Raw genomic sequence first — 19,042 nt, forward strand, 5'->3', positions numbered from 1 at the left:
CCGCATCGCTCCAGACCACACCGGACCGTCACGAACCAAGCCCGGCCGTCAGTACACGTCGCGCCGGTACCGCCCCGTTTCGCCCAGGCGCGTCAGCGTGTAGTCGCCCAGCGCTTCGGCCAGCGCCGCGTGGACGCCGGCGGCCATGCCCTGCAGGCTGCCGCAGACGTAGATGGCGGCCCCGGCCTCGATCCAGGCGCGCACGTCGGCGGCGTTGGCGCGCAGCGCGTCCTGCACGTAGCGCAGCGGTCCGCCATCGCGCGAGAACACGCGGTCCAGCCGTTCGAGCGTGCCGTCGGCCTGCCAGGCGGCGAGTTCGTCGGCGTAGAGGCTGTCATGGGCGGCGGTGCGTTCGCCGAACAGCAGCCAGTTGCGCCGGCTGCCGGCGGCGGCGCGGGCTTTCAAGTGGGCGCGCAGGCCGGCCAGTCCGGTGCCGTTGCCGACCAGCAGCAGCGGCACTTCGTGCGCGACCGGATGGAAGGCGCGGTTGCTGCGCACGCGCAGCGCGATGCGCGCGTCGGCCGGCGCGTGCTCGGTGAGCCAGCCGGAGGCGAGGCCGAGGCGGCCGTCCGCATGGCGGGTCTGGCGCACCAGCAGTTCGAGGCGGCCGTCGGCCGGCAGCGAGGCGATGGAGTACTCGCGATGGGGCAGCGCCGGCAGCGTGTCGACCAGTTGCTGCGGCGGCAGGCCGCGCATGGTGTCGAAGGCGGCTTCGGGCAGCGGCAGGCGCGTCGCCAGCGCCGCCGCCAGCACCGTGTCCTCGCCGTCGCAGCGCACCGGCGTCGCCGCCTCCAGGCCAAGGCGCGCCAGCAGCGCGTCCACTTCGCCGGGTGCGCGGCAGGGGCCGATCTCGGCAATGTCGCCGGCCTGCCAGGCCAGGGCCCCGGGCGTGCCGGGCACTTCCGGCGCTTCCGGCACCAGCGCGAGATGGAAGACCGGCTCGCCGGGACTGCCGGGATTGAGCAGGCGCCGCTCGGCCAGGCGCCAGCGCGCGTAGCGCGGGCGTTCCCAGTCGGCGATCTCGGCGCCGCCGCCCAGCGCGGACAGGTGGTTCTGCCAGTGGCGCAACGCGCCGGCGTCGCCGTTGTCGACCTCGACCATGTCGAACAGCGGCTGCGCCTGCTGCTTGTGCAGCCAGGCCTCGAGCGTGCGGCCGAAGCCGCAGAAACGCGCATAGCTGCTGTCGCCCAGCGCGAGGATGCCGTAGCGCAGCGGGGCCAGTCCCGCCGCGCCGGCACCGGAGAGGAAGCGGCGCATGAAGCCGGAGGCGCTGTCGGGGGCGTCGCCCTCGCCGGTGGTGCTGACCACGAACAGTGCCTGCCGGCAGGCCGCCAGGCCCGCGCCATCGAGATCGGCGAAGGACAGCAGGCGCACCGGCTGGCCGGCACCGCGCAGCGCCTGCGCGGTCTGCTCGGCGATCTGTTCGGCAAAGCCGGTCTGGCTGGCATAGGCCACCAGGGTCGGCACGGTACCTTCGCCGTCCGCACCGCCGCGCGCGGCGGCCCTGGCCTGCCGGCGCGCCAGGTGGCGCGCGGCGATCACGCCGCAGAAGCCGGCATAGGCCAGCACCACGCCGGCGGCGGCCACGCCGCGCGACTGCGCCAGGCCGGCCAGCGCGACGCCGGCGGACATGGCCGCGGCGGACCATGCCGCCGGCGCAAGCACAGGGAATCTCATGACAGCATGGCCTCGAAGGCCGGGCTGAGGCGCTCCTCGAAGCCGTGCGGCGTGCGCAGCAGGAAGCGCGCCGCGAGCTGCCGGCCGCGCGCGAACGCCAGGCCGGCTTCCGGGCCCAGCACGGTCAGCGCGGTCGACAGGGCGTCGGCCAGCATGCATTCGGCATGCAGCACCGTGACCGAGGCCAGCGCGTGGCTGGCCGGATAGCCGGTGCGGGGGTCGAGCGTGTGGGCATAGCGGCGGCCGCCGCAATCGAAGTAGCGGCGGTAGTCGCCCGAGGTGGCCACCGCCAGGCCGTAGAGCGCGACCAGCGTGCGGGCGCCGCCCGTATCCGCGGCGGGCGTTTCCAGCTCCACCCACCACGGCGTGCCATCGGGCTTGGTGCCCGCGCCGCGCAGTTCGCCGCCGATCTCCACCAGGTGGTGCGGCAGGCCGAGCGCCGCCAGCCGGCGCGAGACCGCGTCCACGGCGAAGCCTTTGGCGATGGCGCACAGGTCGAGCGAAAGGCCGCCGGGCTGCTGCAGGCGGCGCTCGGCCGCGTCGAAGCCGACGCGTTGCCAGCCGCAGCGCGCGCGTGCCAGCTCGACCTCGGCCGGCGCGGGCGGCGTGCTGCGCCGTGGCGCCGGCCCGAAGCCCCACAGGTCGACCAGCGGGCCCGCGCTCGGGTCATAGGCGCCGCCGCTGTCGCGCGCCACCTGCAGCGCGCAGGCGACCACCGCGGCCGCGTCGGCGGGCAGGGTCAGCCAGGTGCCGGGCGCGGCGCGGTTGTAGCGGCCGATGTCGGAATCCCCGCGCCAGTTGCTCATCTGCGCGACCACGCCGGCGAGCACGCCGTCGATGGCGGCCTGCACGGCGTCGGTGCTTTCGCCCCCTGCCAAGCCTTCCACCGCGTCCATGCCTTGCGCACCGTCCGCGACGCCGGTGCCCGCCCGCGCGGGCAGCGCCGCCAGGACCGACCAGGTGGTCCCCATCGCTTCGCCCTGCCAGCGGCACAGGCGCGCGCCGGGCGCGTGCGGTGGCGGTGCCTGGCCGGCCGCGGGCGAGAGGGGAATGAGGACGCGGTTCATCGGAGCGGGTGCGGGACGGGACGGTGCGGGACGGTGCGGGACGGCCGCCGCCGTCCCGGCGCGGCTTACTGCGGCAGGACTTCCACGGTGGCGGCGTAGCTCGCGCGGCGCTGCCTGGCCGGCGCGATGGTGGCCTTGTCGTCGCGCACGTCGGCTTCCAGCCAGTACATGCCGGCGGACGGCCACTTGACGCTGAACTTGCCTTCGCCGTCGGTGGTGGCGTGGAGTTCGTTGAGCTGGTCGCGGTAGCGGATGCCGCCCGGCACCACGTCGACCTTGACGTTGGCCGCGGGCTTGCCGTCGAGCAGCAGGCGGAAGCTGGCGGCATCGCCGGCGACGAGATCGTTCGGGTGCGTGATCGGCACCAGTTCGAGGCCGTGCCCGGTGGGCTTGAGCGCGTCGCCACCCGGCTTGCCGGCGGTGACGAAGGTCTCGACGCGGCCTTCGGCCTGGGTCACCTGCAGGTCCTGCGCGTTGGCCGGCACTTCCTTGGCGAAGGCCTCGGCGGTACCGCGCCAGCGCTTGGCCTGGCCATCCACCTTGTAGCTGGCGAACAGGCCGCTGTTGACCACCGCCACGCGGTAGGTGCCGGGCTTGTCCAGGCGCACGTCGAAGGTGCTGCGGTAGCGGCCGGTGGAAGCGTTCTCGGCCTTGGCGGCGGCGCCGTCGGGGGCGGTCACGGCCAGGCCGTCCAGGCGCAGCGGGAAATGCTCGAAGTAGAACAGGTCGTTCGAGACGGCGGCATCCACGGTCACCCAGGCGTCGCTGCCCGACAGCACGGTGGCCGAGGGCAGCAGCCACTGGCGGTGCGCGTGGGCGGCCAGCGGCGCCAGCGCGGCCAGGGCCAGCACGGCCACGCGGGTGGCCAGGCGCCGCGCGGGCCGGGCGGACGGATGGGACGGGTGGAGGCGTGCGGAAGTCTTCATGGTCGTGCTCCTCGTGATGGCGCGATGGCGTGATGGCGGCGGCCTGGCCGCCGGTGGCAGGTGTCGGGGCGGCGGGGCCGCATTACGGCTTCAGTTCGAGCGAGACCGTGCCGAGCTCGTGCTCGCCCTTGGCCTTGGCCGCCTGCACCGCCTTGGGCGGCCAGCTGAACGGCACGCGCAGCAGTTCGCGCCCGCCGACCTCGCGCGCCGCCTCGACCACCAGCTGGTAGTCGCCGGCGGGCAGGCTGCCCAGCGGTGCCTTGCCTTCGCTGAAGGTGAGCGCGTGCTCACCCGGTGCGCGCGTGGCACCCGAGACGCCGTCGGCCGGCATCTTCATGTCGCGGCCGGCCTTGCGCCACCACTGGCGCATGTCCTTGAGCCACTTGGTGCCTTCGCCGTCCTTGTGCTTGACGTCGTACCAGACCGCCAGCGTGGCGGCCGGGCTCTGGTCGGCGCGCTCCAGCCATAGCGCCACATAGGGCTTGTGGTACTCCGCCACGTTCAGGCGCGGGATCTCCACCTTGACGTTCATCTCCGCGGCCAGGGCGGGACCGGCGAGCGGCACGGCGGCCAGGCCGCTGAGGGTGACGGTGAACAATCGGCGCATGGGCAAGACCTCGTCAGGGAAGGGAGTCGGAGAAAACGTCAGTGGATGAACAACATGGCCAGCAGCAGCGGCACCACCAGCCCCAGCCCGACCAGCGGCCAGGTGGCGACCCGCCCGCCGGCATGCAGCTTGAGCAGGAACAGGCCGGTGAGGCAGAACACCAGGCAGGCGAAGGCGAACACGTCGAGGAACAGACTCCATGCCCGTCCTGCGTTGCGGCCCTTGTGCAGGTCGTTCAGGTAGGAAATCCAGCCGCGCGTGGTCTTCTCGTACTGCGTGCGGCCGTCCTCGAGCGCCACGCTGACCCAGGCGTCGCCACCCGGACGCGGCAGCGCCACGTAGACCTCGTCGCCCTGCCATTCGGCTTCGCGGCCGCCGGCATCGATGCCCAGCGCGTCCGACAGCCAGGCCGCCAGCGCCGCCGGCACCGGCCCCTTGGGATCGCCGCCGCCCTGGCCGGCCGCCGGCGTGGCGGCCTTGAGCGCGGCCAGCAGCGGCGCGGGCGCGGTGGCCTCGCGCGTCTCCACCTTGGGGCGCGCCTCGATCTGGCCGGCATGGTTGAGCGTGAATCCGGTGACGGCGAACAGCAGCATGCCGATCAGGCAGATCGCCGAACTGATCCAGTGCCACTGGTGCAGGTGCTTGAGCCAGAAGGCGCGGCGCTGCGAGGCCGCGGCAGGCTGGGAGTCGGTCATGGACATCGGTCGGGTCGTGGCGCGGCTGCGGCCACCGCGCGGCGGCCGTGCCGCGGCGGTTCCCGGCAAACGGCGCCCTCGTCAGAACTCGCGCCCGACGCCGGTGCAAGCGTTCGCGCCTGCATCGCCGCCCGCCGGGCAAGAGCTGAAAAGGATAATGGTTCTCATTTAAAAAGGCAATGACACGCGCACGTCACCCTGTTACAGCGGCTTACAGCACCGACACAGTCGATACGCAGGGCACGCGGGCCGCCGGTGCACCATCGCCCGCGCCGCGCCATCGAGGAATCCCCCTAGTCGCGCAGCGTCAAGTTGTGCCGAAACCAGGTCGATATCTTGAGAAATTCCGGCAATGCGCCGCGACTATGCCTTAAGAGCCACTGATACGGGAGACTTGTGATGTTGGATAACCTCAGCCTGAGGAAGAAACTGCTGCTGCCGCTTGTGCTGAGCTGGATCTGCCTGCTCGGCCTGACCCTGTGGGATGCCTGGCAGATGCGCGCGCTGCGGCTGGAGGAGCGCCGCCTCGACCTGGTCCACGTGACCAACACCGCGATCACGACCGTCGCCACGCTGGAAGCCGAGGCCCGCGCCGGCAAGATGACGATGGACGAAGCCCGGCAGCGCGCCATCGAGCAGGTGCGCGCGATGCGCTTCGGCGGCGACGGCTACTTCACGCTGATGCGTTCCGACGCCGTGGTGGTGATGCATCCGTTCAAGCCGGAGATGAACGGCCAGAACATGGAGCAGACCAAGGACCCGACCGGCACCTTCCTGTTCCGCGACATCGCCGCCATCGGCAAGGGCCCGGGCAAGGGCTACCTCGAATACCAGTGGCCCAAGCCCGGCGCGCAGGAACCCCAGCCCAAGCTGAGCTACGTGGAGAACTTCCGGCCCTGGGACTGGAACTTCATCTCGGGCGTCTACCTCGACGACATCAATGCCGCGTTCCGCCTTAGCCTGATGAAGTCGCTGGGCCTGCTGCTGGGCATCGGCCTGGTGATGACGGTGGTGGTGCTGCGCATCGCCAGGAACCTGCAGGGGCAGCTCGGCGGCGAGCCGACGCAGACCTCGCTGATCGCCACGCGCATCGCCGAGGGCGACCTGTCCACGGCGGTGGACACCCGCCCGGGCGACCAGCGCAGCGTGCTGTTCTCCATGCAGCAGATGCAGCAGCGCCTGACCGGCGCCATCGGCAGCATCCGCGGCTCGGCCGATGCCATCGCCGGCGCGGCCAAGCAGATCGCCGCCGGCAATGCGGACCTGTCGCGCCGCAGCGAAGAGCAGGCCGCCTCGCTGCAGGAAACCGCGGCCAGCATGGAGCAGCTCACCGGCACCGTGCGCCAGAGCGCCGAGAACGCGCGCCAGGCCAGCCGCCTGGCCGAAGGCGCCAGCGAGATCGCGGTGCGCGGCGGCGGCATCGTGACCCAGGTGGTCAGCACCATGGGCGAGATCAAGACGGCCTCCGGCAAGGTGGTGGACATCATCGGCGTGATCGAAGGCATCGCCTTCCAGACCAATATCCTGGCGCTCAACGCGGCGGTGGAAGCGGCGCGCGCGGGCGAGCAGGGCCGCGGCTTCGCGGTGGTGGCGGGCGAGGTGCGCAGCCTGGCCCAGCGCAGCGCCACCGCGGCCAAGGAGATCAAGGCCCTGATCGGCGACTCGGCACAGCGCGTGGAGGATGGCTCCGCCCTGGTGGAGAACGCCGGGCGCGCGATGGAAGAGATCGTCGAGGCGGTCAAGCGGGTGACCGACCTGATGGGCGAGATGCGCGCCGCCACCGAGGAGCAGAGCGGCGGCATCGAGCAGGTCAACCAGGCCGTCACGCAGATGGACCAGATGGCGCAGCAGAACGCCGCGCTGGTCGAGGAAGCGGCCGCCGCCGCGGCCTCGCTGGAGGAGCAGGCCGCCGCCCTGCACCAGGCCGTGGGCACCTTCCGCCTGGCGGCCTGAGCGGCGGCGTTCCGGACGGCCGTGCCGCAGCCGGCATGGCCGTCCGATATCGATATGCACCATCCTTCGTTCGCGCCGCGCGCCGCCGTTCCTACAATCGGAACCCTGGTGCCCCATCAGGTCCCAGGTCCCATAACGCCCCGCAGCGGGCACTCCGATACGGCAAGGCCGGCGCGCGATGTCCCGTCAACTCCACCTCAACCTGTTCATCCACGGCCGCGGCCACCATGAGGCCGGCTGGCGGCATGCCGGCGCCACGCGCCAGGCCCTGACCGATCTCGACTATTTCAGCGCCCTGGCGCAGCGCGCCGAGCAAGGCCGCTTCGACTCGGTCTTCCTGGCCGATGCGCTGGCGCTGGGCGACGGTGCCGCACACGTCGCCACCGGCGCGCTCGAGCCGATCACCACGCTCGCCGCGCTGGCGCAGACGACCCGGCACATCGGCCTGATCGCCACCGCCTCGACCACCTACACCGAACCGTTCAACCTGGCCCGGCAGTTCGCCTCGCTCGACCACATCACGCGCGGCCGCGCCGGCTGGAACATCGTCACCTCCTGGGTGCGCGGCGCCGGCCCCAATTTCGGCCACGCGCACCAGATCGAGCACGCCGAGCGTTATGCGCGCGCGCACGAATTCCTCGACGTGGTGACCGGGCTGTGGGACAGCTGGGCCGATGACGCCATCGTGGACGACGCCGCGGGCGGCCGCTTCCTCGACCCGGCACGCATCCGCCCGGTCGCGCACCAGGGCCGCTTCCACAGCGTGGCGGGCCCGCTCAACCTGCCGCGTCCGCCGCAGGGCTGGCCGGTGCTGGTGCAGGCCGGCTCCTCGCCCTCGGGCCGGCAGTTCGCCGCCCGGCACGCCGAGGCCGTCTTCACCGCCCATCTCGACAAGGCCAGCGCCGCGGCCTTCTACGCCGAACTGAAGGGCGCCGCGGCGGCGCTCGGACGCGCACCGGCGCAGATCGTCATCCTGCCTGGCCTGAGCGCCGCCATCGGCGCGACCGAGGCGCAGGCACGCGCACTGCTCGAAGAACTGAACGCGCTGACCGATGTCAGCGTGGGCCTGGAGCGCCTGTCCAACCGCTTCGGCGGCCATGACTTCTCGCACCTCGACCTGGACCAGCCGCTGTCGGTCGACGACTTTCCCGATCCCGCCACCGTGCAGGCGGCGCAGAGCCGCGCCGCGGTCATCACCGGCCTGGTCAGGCGCGAGCGCCCGACGCTACGGCAGCTGCTGCACGAGCTGGCCGGCGCGCGCGGGCACTTCACCTTCGCCGGCACGCCGGAGCAGGTGGCCGACGTCATCGCCGACTGGTTCGCCACGGGCGCCGCCGATGGTTTCAACCTGATGCCGCCGGTGCTGCCCGCCCAGCTCGATGCCTTCGTCGAGCACGTGGTGCCGCTGCTGCAGCGGCGCGGCCTGTTCCGCACCGAGTACACCGCCACCACGCTGCGCGGCCACTACGGCCTGGCGCGGCCGGCCAACCGCTTCTTCGCCGCCCGCGATGCGGCCTGACGCCATGCACCGTTGCCGCCGTGCCGCCGCCTGCGCGGCCTTTGCCAAGAGGCTGGCGGGCGCGCTCGGCGCCTGCGGCCTGCTCGCCGCCCTGCTCGCCGCCCCGCTGCAGGCCGCGCACGCCGCCGACGCCTGGCCCGGCGAAATCCGCATCGGGGTGCAGAAGGGCGACGGCCTGGTCGCGCTGCGGGCCTCCGGCCGCCTCGAGAAAGCGCTCGCGCCGCATCACGTCACCGTCAAGTGGATCGAGTTCGTCTACGGGCTGCCGATGGTCGAGGGCATCAACAGCGGCGACGTCGACGTCGGCACGGTGGGCTCGACGCCCCCCATCTTCGCGCAGGCGGGCGGCGCGCCGTCCCTGGTCTACGTGGCCTATGCGCCGAAGCTGCAGCGCAGCTACGCCATCGTCGTGCCCAAGGACTCCACGGTGCGCGACGTGCGCGGGCTGCTGGGCAAGCGCATCGCCGTGGCCAAGGGCTCGCAGGGCCATCTGTTCGTGCTCAAGGCCCTGCAGGACGCCGGCCTGGACGCCGGCGCCGTGCAGCTCGCCTATCTCGCCTACGGCGAAGCGCGCGCAGCCTTCGAACGTGGCGACGTCGATGCCTGGGCGGTGCCCGACCCGCGCTATGCGGACGCCGAGCTCGGCGCGGGCGCGCGCGCGCTGCTCGAGATCGGCAAGCTCTCGGTGCCGCAGTATGGCTTCTACATCGCCACGCGCCGCTTCGCCGCCAGCTATCCCGCCGCGCTGCGGCTGCTGTTCGAACAGGTCGAGGCCCAGGCGCGCGACAGCGCCGCCCACCCCGCCGCCACGGCAGCGCTGCTGGCGGACAATACCAAGGTGCCGCTGGCGGTGTGGCAGAAGGCCGTGCCGCGCGTCGACTGGGGCGCGCGCTATCCGCTCGACGCCGCCGTGGTCGATGCCCAGCAGGACAGCGCCGAACTGGCCCTGCGCCACAAGCTGATCCCGCGCCGCGTCTCCATCCGCGATGCGGTGGTCGACATCCGCTGAGGCCGTCGGCCGGGATGTTCCGCGCACGCCATCCCCACACGCCATCCCTTCACGCGCGGCGCTACAACCGCAGTTCCGTCAGGATCTGCTCGGCGAGGAAATCGCAGGGCGGGCGGTTGGAGCGCGCGCTGCGCGCCAGCACGATCTCCAGCTCGGGCAACGCCGGCAGGCCATGCGCGCGGCCGAGCTGCTGCAGCGAGGGCGGCACCGCGCAGCGCGCCGACGGGGCCACCGCCAGGCCGGCCTCGACCATGCTGAGCAAGCCCATCAGGCTGGGACTCTCATAAGAGGTGCGGAAGCCGATGCCGGCGCGCTCCAGCGCGCGGATGGCATTGGCGCGCGCCGTGCTGCCGGCGCCGAACACGGCGATCGGCAGCGGGCGCTCCAGCCATACCTCCCGTCCGCCCGCCGCCGGCCCGGCCCAGACCATGGGTTCGAGCCGGATGAACTCGCCGCCCAGGCCCTTCATGCGCGTGACGCAGGCCAGGTCCAGCTTGTTGTCTTTCAGCAGCGGCGCCAGCGCGTGGCTGGGCAGGCCGATCACGTGGATCTCCACCTTGGGATAGCTGGCCGAGAACTTGCGCAGCACCGCCGGCAGCAGCGAGGAGGCATAGTCGTCCGGCACGCCGATGGCCACGCGGCCCTTGACCTCGGGATGGACCATGGCCGCCCAGGCCTCGTCGCGCAGCGCCAGCATGCGGCGCGCGTAGGCGATCAGCACCAGCCCGTCCGGGGTCGGCGAAACGTGGCGCGGGCCGCGTACGAACAGCGTCTTGCCGAGCGTGTCTTCGAGCGCGCGGATCTGCATGCTGAGCGCGGACTGCGAGCGATGCACCAGCGCGGCGCCGCGCACGAAGCTGCCGGCATCGGCTACCGCCACCACCATCGCCAGCACATCGAGGTCAAGGGATTTCATCGGGACACACCGCTCCAGGTCATGCGCACGCTGCCCGGCCGGCCCCGCCCGGGAAGCGACGGGGCGGGACGGGAAGGCACGGTGGCGCGCGTGGGAAAGCACCCTGCCATCAGAAAACCTGATCAAAAGCATCAATATAACGCGTTTGCCTGAAGGCATGCGCCTCCGCATACTGGCGCCGTTCCCCCACTTTCCGCTCAAGGAGACGCGCGTGACGCCGCACACCTACCACCAGTTCAAGCAGCTCGGCATGCGCCTGGACATGTCGCGCGGCAAGCCCGCGCCGGAGCAGCTCGAGCTGTCCCGCGCCCTGCTCGACGATGCCGCGGCGGCCGGTCACCTGTCGCGCGACGGCATCGACTGCCGCAACTACGGCCACCCCCTGGGCCTGCCCGAGGCGCGCGAGCTGGGCGCCGCGCTGCTGGAGGTGCCGCCGGCGCAGGTGGTCGCCGCCGGCAACTCCAGCCTGGAACTGATGCACGATGCGCTCGCCTTCGCCATGCTGCACGGCATGGCCGGCGGCACGCCCTGGGTGCGCGGCGAGGCCGCCGTGCTGTGCCCGGTGCCGGGCTACGACCGCCACTTCGCCATCTGCGAGGCGCTCGGCATCCGCATGATCCCCGTGCCGATGCGCGCCGACGGCCCGCATATGGAGGCGGTCGAGGAAATGGTGCGCGACATCCCCAGCATCAAGGGCATGTGGTGCATGCCGCTGTACAGCAACCCGAGCGGCGCCATCTATTCGGCCGAGGTGGTGCGCCGGCTGGCGGCGATGCCGACGGCCGCGCCCGACTTCCGCCTGCTGTGGGACGACGCCTACCGCCTGCACCACCTGACCGACACCCCGCACGCCACGCCCGCCGTGCTCGCGGCCTGCGCCGCGGCCGGCCACCCCGACCGTGCCCTGGTGTTCGCCTCGCTGTCCAAGGTTACGATGGCCGGCAGCGGCGTCGCCTTCCTGGCCGGCTCGCCGCGCAACGTCGCCTGGTGGCAGCAATGCAGCGCGGTGCGTACCATCGGTCCGGACAAGCTCAACCAGCTGCGCCATGTGCACTGGCTGCGCGACCGCGCCGGCGTCGAGCGGCTGATGGCGGCGCACCGCGCGCTGCTGCGGCCCAAGTTCGACGCCGTGCTGGCCGCCTTCGGCGAACTGCTGGCAGACGTGCCAGGCGTGCGCTGGACCGTGCCGCAGGGCGGTTACTTCATCAGCCTGTACACGCCGCCGGGACTGGCGGCGCGCACGGTGGCGCTGGCGGCCGAGGCCGGCCTGGTGCTGACCCCGGCGGGCGCCGCCTTCCCCTACGGCCGCGACCCGCACGACAGCCACCTGCGCATCGCGCCGACCTTCCCCTCGCTGGCGGACGTGCGCGTGGCCGCGCGCGGCATCGCGCTGTCGCTGCGGCATGCGCTCGAGACCCGCGAGGCGGCCGTGCCGGCAACCGCGTAGCCGCGCTCGACGGCGACGGAGACGGCGAGGCGACGGCAGCGCGGCACCAGCGCTCTACGGGAAAGCCCGCCCTGAAGGCGCGAGGCGCTTCAGGCTACACTGCGGCACCGCCGCGGCGGCCACATCCCCGCCGCGCCGGCCGGCGCCTGGGCCGGCCGCCCCAGCCAGCCCAGGCGGCGGGCACCGCAGCAGCCACCGGAGACGCCGCCATGGCAGCCCATTCCCCGAGCACCAACGCCGCCATCGTCGAAGCCGGCATCGCCGGCCTGCAAGAGGCGATGCTGGGCGGACGCACCGACAGCCGCAGCCTGGTCGCCGCCTGCCTCGACCGCATCGATGCCATCGACCGCCACGGCCCCTGCCTCAACGCGGTGATCGAAATCAATCCCGACGCCATCGACATCGCGCGCGGGCTCGACGCGGAACGGCAGGCCGGCCGGGTGCGCGGGCCCCTGCATGGCATCCCGGTGCTGCTCAAGGACAATATCGCCAGCGCGGACAAGATGGAAACGACGGCGGGCTCGCTCGCCCTGGTCGGCGCGCGGGCGCCGCGCGACGCCTTCCTGGTCGAGCGGCTGCGCGCGGCCGGCGCCGTGATCCTGGGCAAGACCAACCTGTCCGAATGGGCCAACTGCCGTTCGCCGCGCACCGTGTCCGGCTGGAGTTCGCGCGGCGGGCTGACGCGCAACCCCTATGCGCTCGACCGCAGCGCCAGCGGCTCGAGCTCGGGCTCCGCAGTGGCGGTCGCCGCCAGCCTGGCCGTGGTGGCGGTCGGCACCGAGACCGACGGCTCCATCATCTCGCCGAGCGCGGTCAACGGCATCGTCGGCATCAAGCCCACCGTCGGCCTGGTCAGCCGCGACGGCGTGGTGCCGGTCTCGCATTCGCAGGACACCCCGGGCCCGATGGCGCGCACCGTGGCCGACGCGGCCGCGCTGCTGAGCGTGCTGGCGGGCCGCGATGCGCGTGACCCGGCCACGCTGGCGGCCGACGGGCAGGCGCAGGATTACACCCTCTGCCTGCGCACCGACGGCCTGCGCGGCCGGCGCCTGGGCGTGCTGCGCAGCCATTTCGGCGCGCGCAACGACCTCGTGAGCGCGCGCATCGAGGATGCGCTGAAGGTGCTGCGCGAGCAGGGCGCGACCCTGGTCGAGCTGCCCGAGCTGCCGGGCGAGGCCGGGCTGGGCGCGCATGAGTCGGTGGTCTTGCGGCATGAGCTGAAGGCCGGCCTGGCCGCCTACCTCGCCGAGTTCGCGCCGGGGTCGCCGCACCGCTCGCTGGCCGACATCATCGCCTTCAACGACCGCCACCGCGAACGCGTGATGCCTTACTTCGGCCAGGACACGCTGCGGCGCGCGCAGGCTTGCGGCGGCCTCGACAGCGCCCCCTATCTCGAAGCGCTGGCGCAGGCACGGCGGCTCGCGCGCGAGGACGGCATCGACCGCGTGCTGCGCGAGCACGAGCTCGACGCGCTGGTCGCGCCCAGCGCCAGCCCGGCCTGGCTGACCGACTTCGTGCGCGGCGACTTCGGCGGCGCCGGCTTCGGCAGCGCGGCGGCGGTGGCCGGTTATCCCCACATCACGGTGCCCGCCGGCCTGGTCTGCGGCCTGCCCTGCGGCCTCTCCTTCGCCGCCACCGCGTGGCGCGAGGCCGACCTGATCGCCATGGCCTATGCCTACGAACAGGCCAGCCTGGCGCGGCGCCCGCCCGCCTACGCCGCCAGCGTGCCGCGGCCCGCGACGCCGCGCTAGGACGGTGCCGGTGCCGCGCCGATGCCTGCCGAAGCCTGCCGATGCCGCGCCCCGATGCCGCACCTTTTCCGCACTCCTGCAACGCAGGCGTCACATTTCCCGCTTAGGCTGCCGCTCCGCCCGAAGCCGGCGTGCCGTGCCCCAGGCACGGCCGCGCCTGCGCACCGGTCAACTCTTTTGCGGATCCCGCGTTAAGCGGACATCACGCCACCGCCATCGACGGGATGGCATCGGCCGGGCAGACCGGGGGCGCGATGCACAACGAATCACCAAGCGAAGAACAGAGATAAAGGGAAGGTCACCATGGCAAGCTACAAGGAACTGCTGGTGCAGCGGGAGGCGCTCGACGCCGCCATCGCGCAGGCGCGCAAGGCGGAGATCGGGGCCGTGATCGCGCAGATCCACGGGCTGATGGCGCAGTACGGGCTGAGCACCGATGACCTGACGCCGCGCCGCGGCCGTCCACGCGGCAGCAAGTCCGCATCGGTGGCGAAGTACCGCAATCCGAAGACGGGCCAGACCTGGTCCGGCCGCGGCCGCGCGCCGGCATGGATCGGCAAGCAGCGCGAACGCTTCCTGATCACGCAGGCCTGAGCCGGCGGCGCGGCAGGCGCCGCCACGGCCAGCCCTGGTCCACCGCGCATCACCGGGAGCAGGCGGAGCCCCCTGCTCCCGTGACCCGGCGGATCAGCGCAGCAGCGTGAAGGTCCGCGCGCGCACGGCCTGCGAATCCAGTCCGACCTGCACGGTGAACTCGCCCGGCTCGGCCACATAGTCGAGCCGGTCGTTGAAGAATTTCAGCCTGTCTTCATCCAGCATGAAGCGCACCTGGCGGCTCTCGCCCGCCTTGAGGGCGATCTTGCGGAAGTCCTTCAGTTCCTTGACCGGCCGCACCACCGAGGCCGCCTCATCGCGCAGGTAGAGCTGCACCACGGTCTCGCCGTCGCGCGTGCCGGTGTTCTTGACGGTCACGCTGGCTTCGATGCTGCCCTGGCGCGGCATGGTGGTGGCCGACAAGGTGATCCCGGACAGCGCGAAATCGGTGTAGCTCAGGCCGTAGCCGAAGGGATAGAGCGGGCCGGATTCCTCCTCGAAGTACTGCGAGGTGTAGTTGGGCGGCTTGCCCGGCGTGAACGGACGGCCCAGGCGCAGGTGGTTGTAGTAGGTGGGAATCTGGCCGACCGAGCGCGGGAAGGAGACCGGCAGCTTGCCCGCGGGGTTGTAGTCGCCGAACAGCACGTCGGCGATGGCGTGCCCGCCTTCGGTGCCGGCATACCAGGTCTCCAGCAGCGCGTCGGCGTTGCCCTTCGCCCAGTTGAGGTCCAGCGGGCGGCCGTTCATCAGCACCACCACCAGCGGCTTGCCGGTCGCCTTGAGCGCCTGGAGCAGGGCCAGCTGGCTGCCGGGCAGCGACAGGCTGGTCCGGCTCGAGGCTTCGTGCGACATGCCGCGCGATTCGCCCACCGCGGCCACCACCACGTCGGCGCCGCGCGCCGCCTCGACCGCCTCGTCGATCATCTGCTGCGGCGGGCGCTTGTCCTGCACCACCTCCGGCTTGTCCCAGTTGAGGAAATTCAGGTAGTTCACCACCCGCTCGTCGTCGGTCACATTGGCACCGCGCGCGTAGACCACGCTGCCGCGCCCCGCCAGCGCCTCGCGCATGCCCTGCAGCAGGGTCACCGACTGGCGCGCCTTGGCCGCCGCCGACCAGCTGCCCAGGATATCGATGGGCGCGTCGGCCAGCGGCCCGACCAGCGCCACCGTGCCGCCCCTGGCCAGCGGCAGGGTGCGCTGGCGGTTCTCCAGCAGCACCAGCGAGCGGCGCGCGGCGTCGCGCGCTTCGGCGCGGTGCAGGCGGCCCTCGGCGTCGACGTCGGGCGGATCGTCGCGCGCGCTGCCGATGCGGCGGTAGGGGTCCTGGAACAGACCCATGTCGTACTTGACGCCCAGCACCTCGCGCACCGCCTCGTCGATGCGGGCGACCGGCACTTCGCCGGATCGCACCAGCGCCGGCAGCTCCTTCAGGTAGAGCGAATCGTGCATGCTCATGTCGACGCCGGCATCGATCGCCAGCCGCGCCGCCTCGCGGCCGTCCCTGGCCACGCCGTGGCGCATCAGCTCCTCGATGGCACCGTGGTCGCTCACGGTGACACCGTGGAAACCCCATTGCCCGCGCAGCAGGTCGCGCAGCAGCCAGCGGTTCGAGGTGGCCGGCACGCCGTTGATCGAGTTCAGCGCGATCATCACGCCGCCCGCGCCGGCATCGATGCCGGCACGATAGGGCGGCAGATAGTCCTGGAACATGCGCAGCGGGCTCATGTCGACGGTGTTGTAGTCGCGCCCGCCCTCGACCGCGCCGTACAGCGCGAAATGCTTGACCACTGCCGTCACGCTGTCGGCCCGCGCCGGCGAACTGCCCTGGAAGCCGCGCACGCTGGCGCGCGCGCACTGCGAGACCAGGTAGGGATCTTCGCCGAAGCCCTCCGAGGTGCGGCCCCAGCGCGGATCGCGGGAAATGTCGACCATCGGCGCGAAGGTCATGTCGAGTCCGTCGGCGCTGGCCTCGATGGCAGACACGCGCGCGCTGCGCTCGACCACGTCCATGTCCCAGCTTGCCGCCAGGCCGAGGCTGATGGGGAAGGCGGTGCGGTGCCCGTGCACCACGTCGTAGGCGAAGAAGATGGGGATCTTCAGGCGGCTGCGCTGTACCGCCGCGTCCTGCAGCGGCCGGTTGTCGGCGCGCGTGACCGAATTGAAGGTGCCGCCTACGCGCCCCGCCGCGATCTCCTCGATCAGGCGGGGCTGGGGCATGTCGGCGCCGATGCTGATCAGGCGCAGCTGGCCGATCTTCTCGTCCAGCGTCATGCGCTGCATCAGGGAGGCGATGAAGGCATCCTTGGCGGCGGCGGAGCCGCCCTGGTTGCCGCCGGCCGCGGCCGGCTCCGCGCCGGCCAGCGCCGGCGCTCCAAGCAGGCTGGCGGACAAGGCCAGCGTGGACAACAGTCTCATCAGGTCGGTTTCCCCGGTGACGGTGACGGTGACGGTGACGGTGATGGCGCCGGACACGCCCGCCCTCGCGCACGCCCCGTATGCCCCGTATGCCCCGTATGCCGGCTTGCGCGCGGCCCGGCGGGACACACGGCGGCAAGCGTTACTTTCTGCACTTTCCTTGTGCGCAGTTTACCCCTATTAAACTAGGGGCTTGCCGCGCGGCCGTCCGGGCCACCCACCCGCCGCAGCCGCCGGCATGCGTTTTCACCTGCCTTCCTGGAGAGATCCGTGCTTCTTGCCGCCTTCGCCGCAACGCTGCGCCCCATGATGCGCCCGACGATGCGCGCGCCCCTGCAGACGCTGACGCTGGCCCTGTCCGTGCTGTGCGCCGCACATGCCCACGCCTTCTCGCTGGACGACATACTGGCCCGCGCCCGTACCCTGGCCGACCAGCCCTACCAGGCGCCGGCCAACAACCTGCCGCCGGCCTTCCGCCAGATGCAGTTCGCCGACTACATCAAGATCCAGCCGCGTCGCGACCAGATGGAGTGGAAGGACCAGGGCACGCCATTCCGGCTGGCCTTCTACCACCAGGGCATGCAGTTCAGCAGCCCGGTGCGCATCAACGAGATCGTCGACGGCGCGGTGCAGGAGATCCGCTACGACCCCGCCCGCTTCGATTTCGGCGACCTCAAGCTCGACAAATCGGCCACCGCCCGGCTCGGCTACGCCGGCTTCCGCGTGCTGTACCCGATCAACCAGGCCGGCAAGGACGACGAGATCATGAGCGTGCTCGGCGCCAGCTACTTCCGCGTGGTCGGCAAGGGCCAGGTCTACGGCCTGTCCGGGCGCGGCCTGGCGATCGACACCGGCCTGCCGGTGGCCGAGGAATTCCCGGCCTTCCGCGAGTTCTGGCTCGTGCGCCCCGCCGCGCGCGACAAGCAGCTGGTGTTCTACGCGCTGCTCGACTCGCCGCGCGCCACCGGCGCCTACCGCTTCGAGCTGACCCCCGGCCTCGCCACCTCCGACACCACCCTCAAGGTACAGGCGCGCATCCTGATGCGCGGCCCCGTGGCCAAGCTCGGCGTGGCGCCGCTGACCAGCATGTTCCTGTTCGGCCCCAACCAGCAGCGCGACCCCTACAACTACCGCCCGGCCCTGCACGACTCCAACGGCCTGGCCATCCACACCGGCGGCGGCGAATGGCTGTGGCGCCCGCTCAACAACCCGCGCCAGCTTGCCATCAGCACCTTCCAGGTGACCAATCCGCGCGGCTTCGGCCTGTTGCAGCGCGGCCGGGCGTTCTCCGCCTTCGAAGACCTGAAGGACCGCTACGACCTGCGCCCGAGCGCCTGGATCGTGCCCGAGGGCGACTGGGGCAAGGGCAAGGTCGAGCTGGTGGAGATTCCCACGCCGGACGAAACCAACGACAACATCGTCGCCTTCTGGACGCCGGACACGCTGCCGCCCAAGGGCCAGCCGCTGCGCGCCGACTACACCATCCACTGGACCCTGGACGAACGCGCGCTGCTGGACCAGAAACTGGCCTGGGTCAAGCAGACGCTGCGCAGCGCCGGCGAGGTCATGCAGCCCAACCTGATCCGCCACCTGGACGGCAGCATCGGCCTGACCGTCGACTTCGAGGGTCCGGTGCTGGCGACGCTGCCGGCCGGCACGCCGGTCCAGCTCCAGCTCAGCGCCGGCGACAACGCCGAAATCCTGGAGCAGACGCTGCAGCCCAACCCGCCCATCCAGGGCTGGCGCAGCCAGCTGCGCCTCAAGGTCAAGGATCCGCAGAAGGCCGTGGAGATCCGCGAGGCCCTGGTCTCGGGCGGCCGCACGCTGAGCGAGACGTGGAGTTATCAGTTGCCGCCGAACTCGGTGCCTGCCCGGTAGGAGGAACCTCAACAAGCGCCCCGGGCAGCACCTGGCGCCGGATCCCGGCGCCGCGCCTCCTCCACGGGCTCCGCGCCACCACCGCCAACGGCCCGCCGCGCTGCGCGGGCCCTGTGCAGGCCGCGCGGTCCGTCCGGCCAGCGGCGCCGGCTCTCCCCTGCCTTTTCCTTCACTTCCAGCCCAGCCCTCCCTTCGTCCGTAGGGGGTAAATCGCGGCTTCCGGGCATTCCAATGTGATAAAAATAATACAAAGACTATAAATAGCACTTCGCGGTAATTCGAATACTCCCGTGCATGCTTCACGGGGTTTTGTTCCGGCGACATGGCTGTCGCCGCCTGCGGGCCGGGAAGCCCATGCGGGGAAAGCGATCGATGTCGAAGGCCAGCGCTAAGACGGGCCCGGCGACAGGAACGTCATCCGTGCGGCAGGCGAAGCGCAACAACACAGTACAAGCCAACGCATGGCGATCGCATCGGTTCCGGCGGCTCCGCGCCGGCCCGGACAAGGCGACCGTACCTGCGAGCGAAGAACAAGATAACGGGTAAGCCGGTCGTTCCGGCGGCATCCCGCCCGCGCCCCCATCCGGC

At 72.0% G+C, this 19,042-nt stretch carries 14 protein-coding genes and 1 pseudogene; 8 read left to right on the forward strand and 7 right to left on the reverse strand.

Going from position 1 to position 19,042, the window contains the following annotated elements; genetic code table 11:
• Positions 1-48 precede the first annotated feature (48 nt).
• From BKK80_RS33450 to BKK80_RS33470, 5 genes are all read right to left on the reverse strand, one after another.
• Positions 49-1,677 carry a sulfite reductase subunit alpha gene (locus BKK80_RS33450; protein WP_071017971.1) on the reverse strand — a complete coding sequence of 543 codons (1,629 nt, stop codon included), beginning with the start codon at positions 1,675-1,677 and terminating at the stop codon, positions 49-51.
• Complete coding sequence (locus BKK80_RS33455) at positions 1,674-2,744, reverse strand: FAD:protein FMN transferase (protein WP_071072966.1); 1,071 nt, start codon at positions 2,742-2,744, stop codon at positions 1,674-1,676. Before BKK80_RS33455 ends, BKK80_RS33450 begins: the two co-directional genes overlap by 4 nt.
• Before the next feature lie 65 nt (positions 2,745-2,809).
• Positions 2,810-3,670, reverse strand: coding sequence for a DUF4198 domain-containing protein (locus BKK80_RS33460; RefSeq protein WP_071039098.1), 861 nt, complete (start codon positions 3,668-3,670; stop codon positions 2,810-2,812).
• A gap of 82 nt (positions 3,671-3,752) precedes the next feature.
• On the reverse strand, positions 3,753-4,277 hold the full coding sequence (locus BKK80_RS33465; RefSeq protein ID WP_071017966.1) for a DUF2271 domain-containing protein: 525 nt from the start codon (positions 4,275-4,277) through the stop codon (positions 3,753-3,755).
• A gap of 38 nt (positions 4,278-4,315) precedes the next feature.
• Positions 4,316-4,972, reverse strand: a complete 657-nt coding sequence (locus tag BKK80_RS33470) for a PepSY-associated TM helix domain-containing protein (RefSeq protein WP_071022082.1) — start codon at positions 4,970-4,972, stop codon at positions 4,316-4,318.
• A 399-nt stretch (positions 4,973-5,371) separates the two neighbouring features.
• Between BKK80_RS33470 and BKK80_RS33475 the strand changes: the two genes are divergently transcribed.
• The 3 genes from BKK80_RS33475 to BKK80_RS33485 all read left to right on the forward strand — a co-directional run bounded on the left by BKK80_RS33475 (position 5,372) and on the right by BKK80_RS33485 (position 9,453).
• The gene (locus tag BKK80_RS33475) at positions 5,372-6,925 is read left to right on the forward strand and encodes a methyl-accepting chemotaxis protein (RefSeq protein ID WP_071017964.1); all 1,554 of its coding nucleotides are present in this window, start codon (positions 5,372-5,374) and stop codon (positions 6,923-6,925) included.
• A 178-nt stretch (positions 6,926-7,103) separates the two neighbouring features.
• Positions 7,104-8,444, forward strand: a complete 1,341-nt coding sequence (locus BKK80_RS33480; protein ID WP_071017962.1) for an LLM class flavin-dependent oxidoreductase — start codon at positions 7,104-7,106, stop codon at positions 8,442-8,444.
• Positions 8,445-8,448: 4 nt separating this feature from the next.
• Positions 8,449-9,453 (forward strand): aliphatic sulfonate ABC transporter substrate-binding protein, encoded by a 1,005-nt coding sequence (locus BKK80_RS33485; RefSeq protein WP_071073530.1) that lies wholly within the window; start codon positions 8,449-8,451, stop codon positions 9,451-9,453.
• Positions 9,454-9,514: 61 nt separating this feature from the next.
• On the opposite strand, the gene BKK80_RS33490 is transcribed toward BKK80_RS33485, so the two are convergent.
• On the reverse strand, positions 9,515-10,369 hold the full coding sequence (locus BKK80_RS33490; RefSeq protein WP_071017958.1) for a LysR substrate-binding domain-containing protein: 855 nt from the start codon (positions 10,367-10,369) through the stop codon (positions 9,515-9,517).
• Between the two features lie 250 nt (positions 10,370-10,619).
• On the opposite strand from BKK80_RS33490, the gene BKK80_RS33495 reads away from it, so the two are divergent.
• The 4 genes and pseudogenes from BKK80_RS33495 to BKK80_RS38135 all read left to right on the forward strand — a co-directional run bounded on the left by BKK80_RS33495 (position 10,620) and on the right by BKK80_RS38135 (position 14,161).
• Entirely contained in the window at positions 10,620-11,816 is a 1,197-nt protein-coding gene (locus BKK80_RS33495; RefSeq protein ID WP_236904010.1) for an aspartate aminotransferase type Ic, read from the forward strand.
• A gap of 209 nt (positions 11,817-12,025) precedes the next feature.
• Positions 12,026-13,567: an amidase gene (locus BKK80_RS33500; protein WP_071072970.1), complete on the forward strand. Its 1,542-nt coding sequence runs from the start codon at positions 12,026-12,028 to the stop codon at positions 13,565-13,567.
• A 339-nt stretch (positions 13,568-13,906) separates the two neighbouring features.
• Positions 13,907-14,032: pseudogene (locus BKK80_RS38130) on the forward strand (DNA-binding protein); the annotation flags it as partial.
• Positions 14,033-14,053: 21 nt separating this feature from the next.
• Positions 14,054-14,161 (forward strand): H-NS family nucleoid-associated regulatory protein, encoded by a 108-nt coding sequence (locus tag BKK80_RS38135; RefSeq protein WP_442873318.1) that lies wholly within the window; start codon positions 14,054-14,056, stop codon positions 14,159-14,161.
• A gap of 93 nt (positions 14,162-14,254) precedes the next feature.
• On the opposite strand, the gene bglX is transcribed toward BKK80_RS38135, so the two are convergent.
• A complete protein-coding gene (bglX, locus tag BKK80_RS33510) occupies positions 14,255-16,576 on the reverse strand; it encodes a beta-glucosidase BglX (protein ID WP_084085621.1) in 2,322 nt (773 codons plus the stop codon).
• A 306-nt stretch (positions 16,577-16,882) separates the two neighbouring features.
• Here bglX and BKK80_RS33515 point away from each other — a divergent pair, with 306 nt between their 5' ends.
• Positions 16,883-18,454, forward strand: coding sequence for a glucan biosynthesis protein G (locus BKK80_RS33515; protein WP_071073532.1), 1,572 nt, complete (start codon positions 16,883-16,885; stop codon positions 18,452-18,454).
• Positions 18,455-19,042 lie beyond the last annotated feature (588 nt).

This window comes from Cupriavidus malaysiensis (assembly GCF_001854325.1).
Classification (GTDB): domain Bacteria; phylum Pseudomonadota; class Gammaproteobacteria; order Burkholderiales; family Burkholderiaceae; genus Cupriavidus; species Cupriavidus malaysiensis.

Coding starts and splice junctions, on each gene's coding strand:
- BKK80_RS33480 (WP_071017962.1), top strand. CDS start 7,104: ATGTCCCGTCAACTCCACCTCAACCTGTTCATCCACGGCCGCGGCCAC.
- BKK80_RS33455 (WP_071072966.1), bottom strand. CDS start 2,744: ATGAACCGCGTCCTCATTCCCCTCTCGCCCGCGGCCGGCCAGGCACCG.
- BKK80_RS33475 (WP_071017964.1), top strand. CDS start 5,372: ATGTTGGATAACCTCAGCCTGAGGAAGAAACTGCTGCTGCCGCTTGTG.
- BKK80_RS33495 (WP_236904010.1), top strand. CDS start 10,620: ATGCGCCTGGACATGTCGCGCGGCAAGCCCGCGCCGGAGCAGCTCGAG.
- BKK80_RS33485 (WP_071073530.1), top strand. CDS start 8,449: ATGCACCGTTGCCGCCGTGCCGCCGCCTGCGCGGCCTTTGCCAAGAGG.
- BKK80_RS33465 (WP_071017966.1), bottom strand. CDS start 4,277: ATGCGCCGATTGTTCACCGTCACCCTCAGCGGCCTGGCCGCCGTGCCG.
- bglX (WP_084085621.1), bottom strand. CDS start 16,576: ATGAGACTGTTGTCCACGCTGGCCTTGTCCGCCAGCCTGCTTGGAGCG.
- BKK80_RS33470 (WP_071022082.1), bottom strand. CDS start 4,972: ATGACCGACTCCCAGCCTGCCGCGGCCTCGCAGCGCCGCGCCTTCTGG.
- BKK80_RS33515 (WP_071073532.1), top strand. CDS start 16,883: ATGATGCGCCCGACGATGCGCGCGCCCCTGCAGACGCTGACGCTGGCC.
- BKK80_RS33460 (WP_071039098.1), bottom strand. CDS start 3,670: ATGAAGACTTCCGCACGCCTCCACCCGTCCCATCCGTCCGCCCGGCCC.
- BKK80_RS33500 (WP_071072970.1), top strand. CDS start 12,026: ATGGCAGCCCATTCCCCGAGCACCAACGCCGCCATCGTCGAAGCCGGC.
- BKK80_RS33490 (WP_071017958.1), bottom strand. CDS start 10,369: ATGAAATCCCTTGACCTCGATGTGCTGGCGATGGTGGTGGCGGTAGCC.
- BKK80_RS33450 (WP_071017971.1), bottom strand. CDS start 1,677: ATGAGATTCCCTGTGCTTGCGCCGGCGGCATGGTCCGCCGCGGCCATG.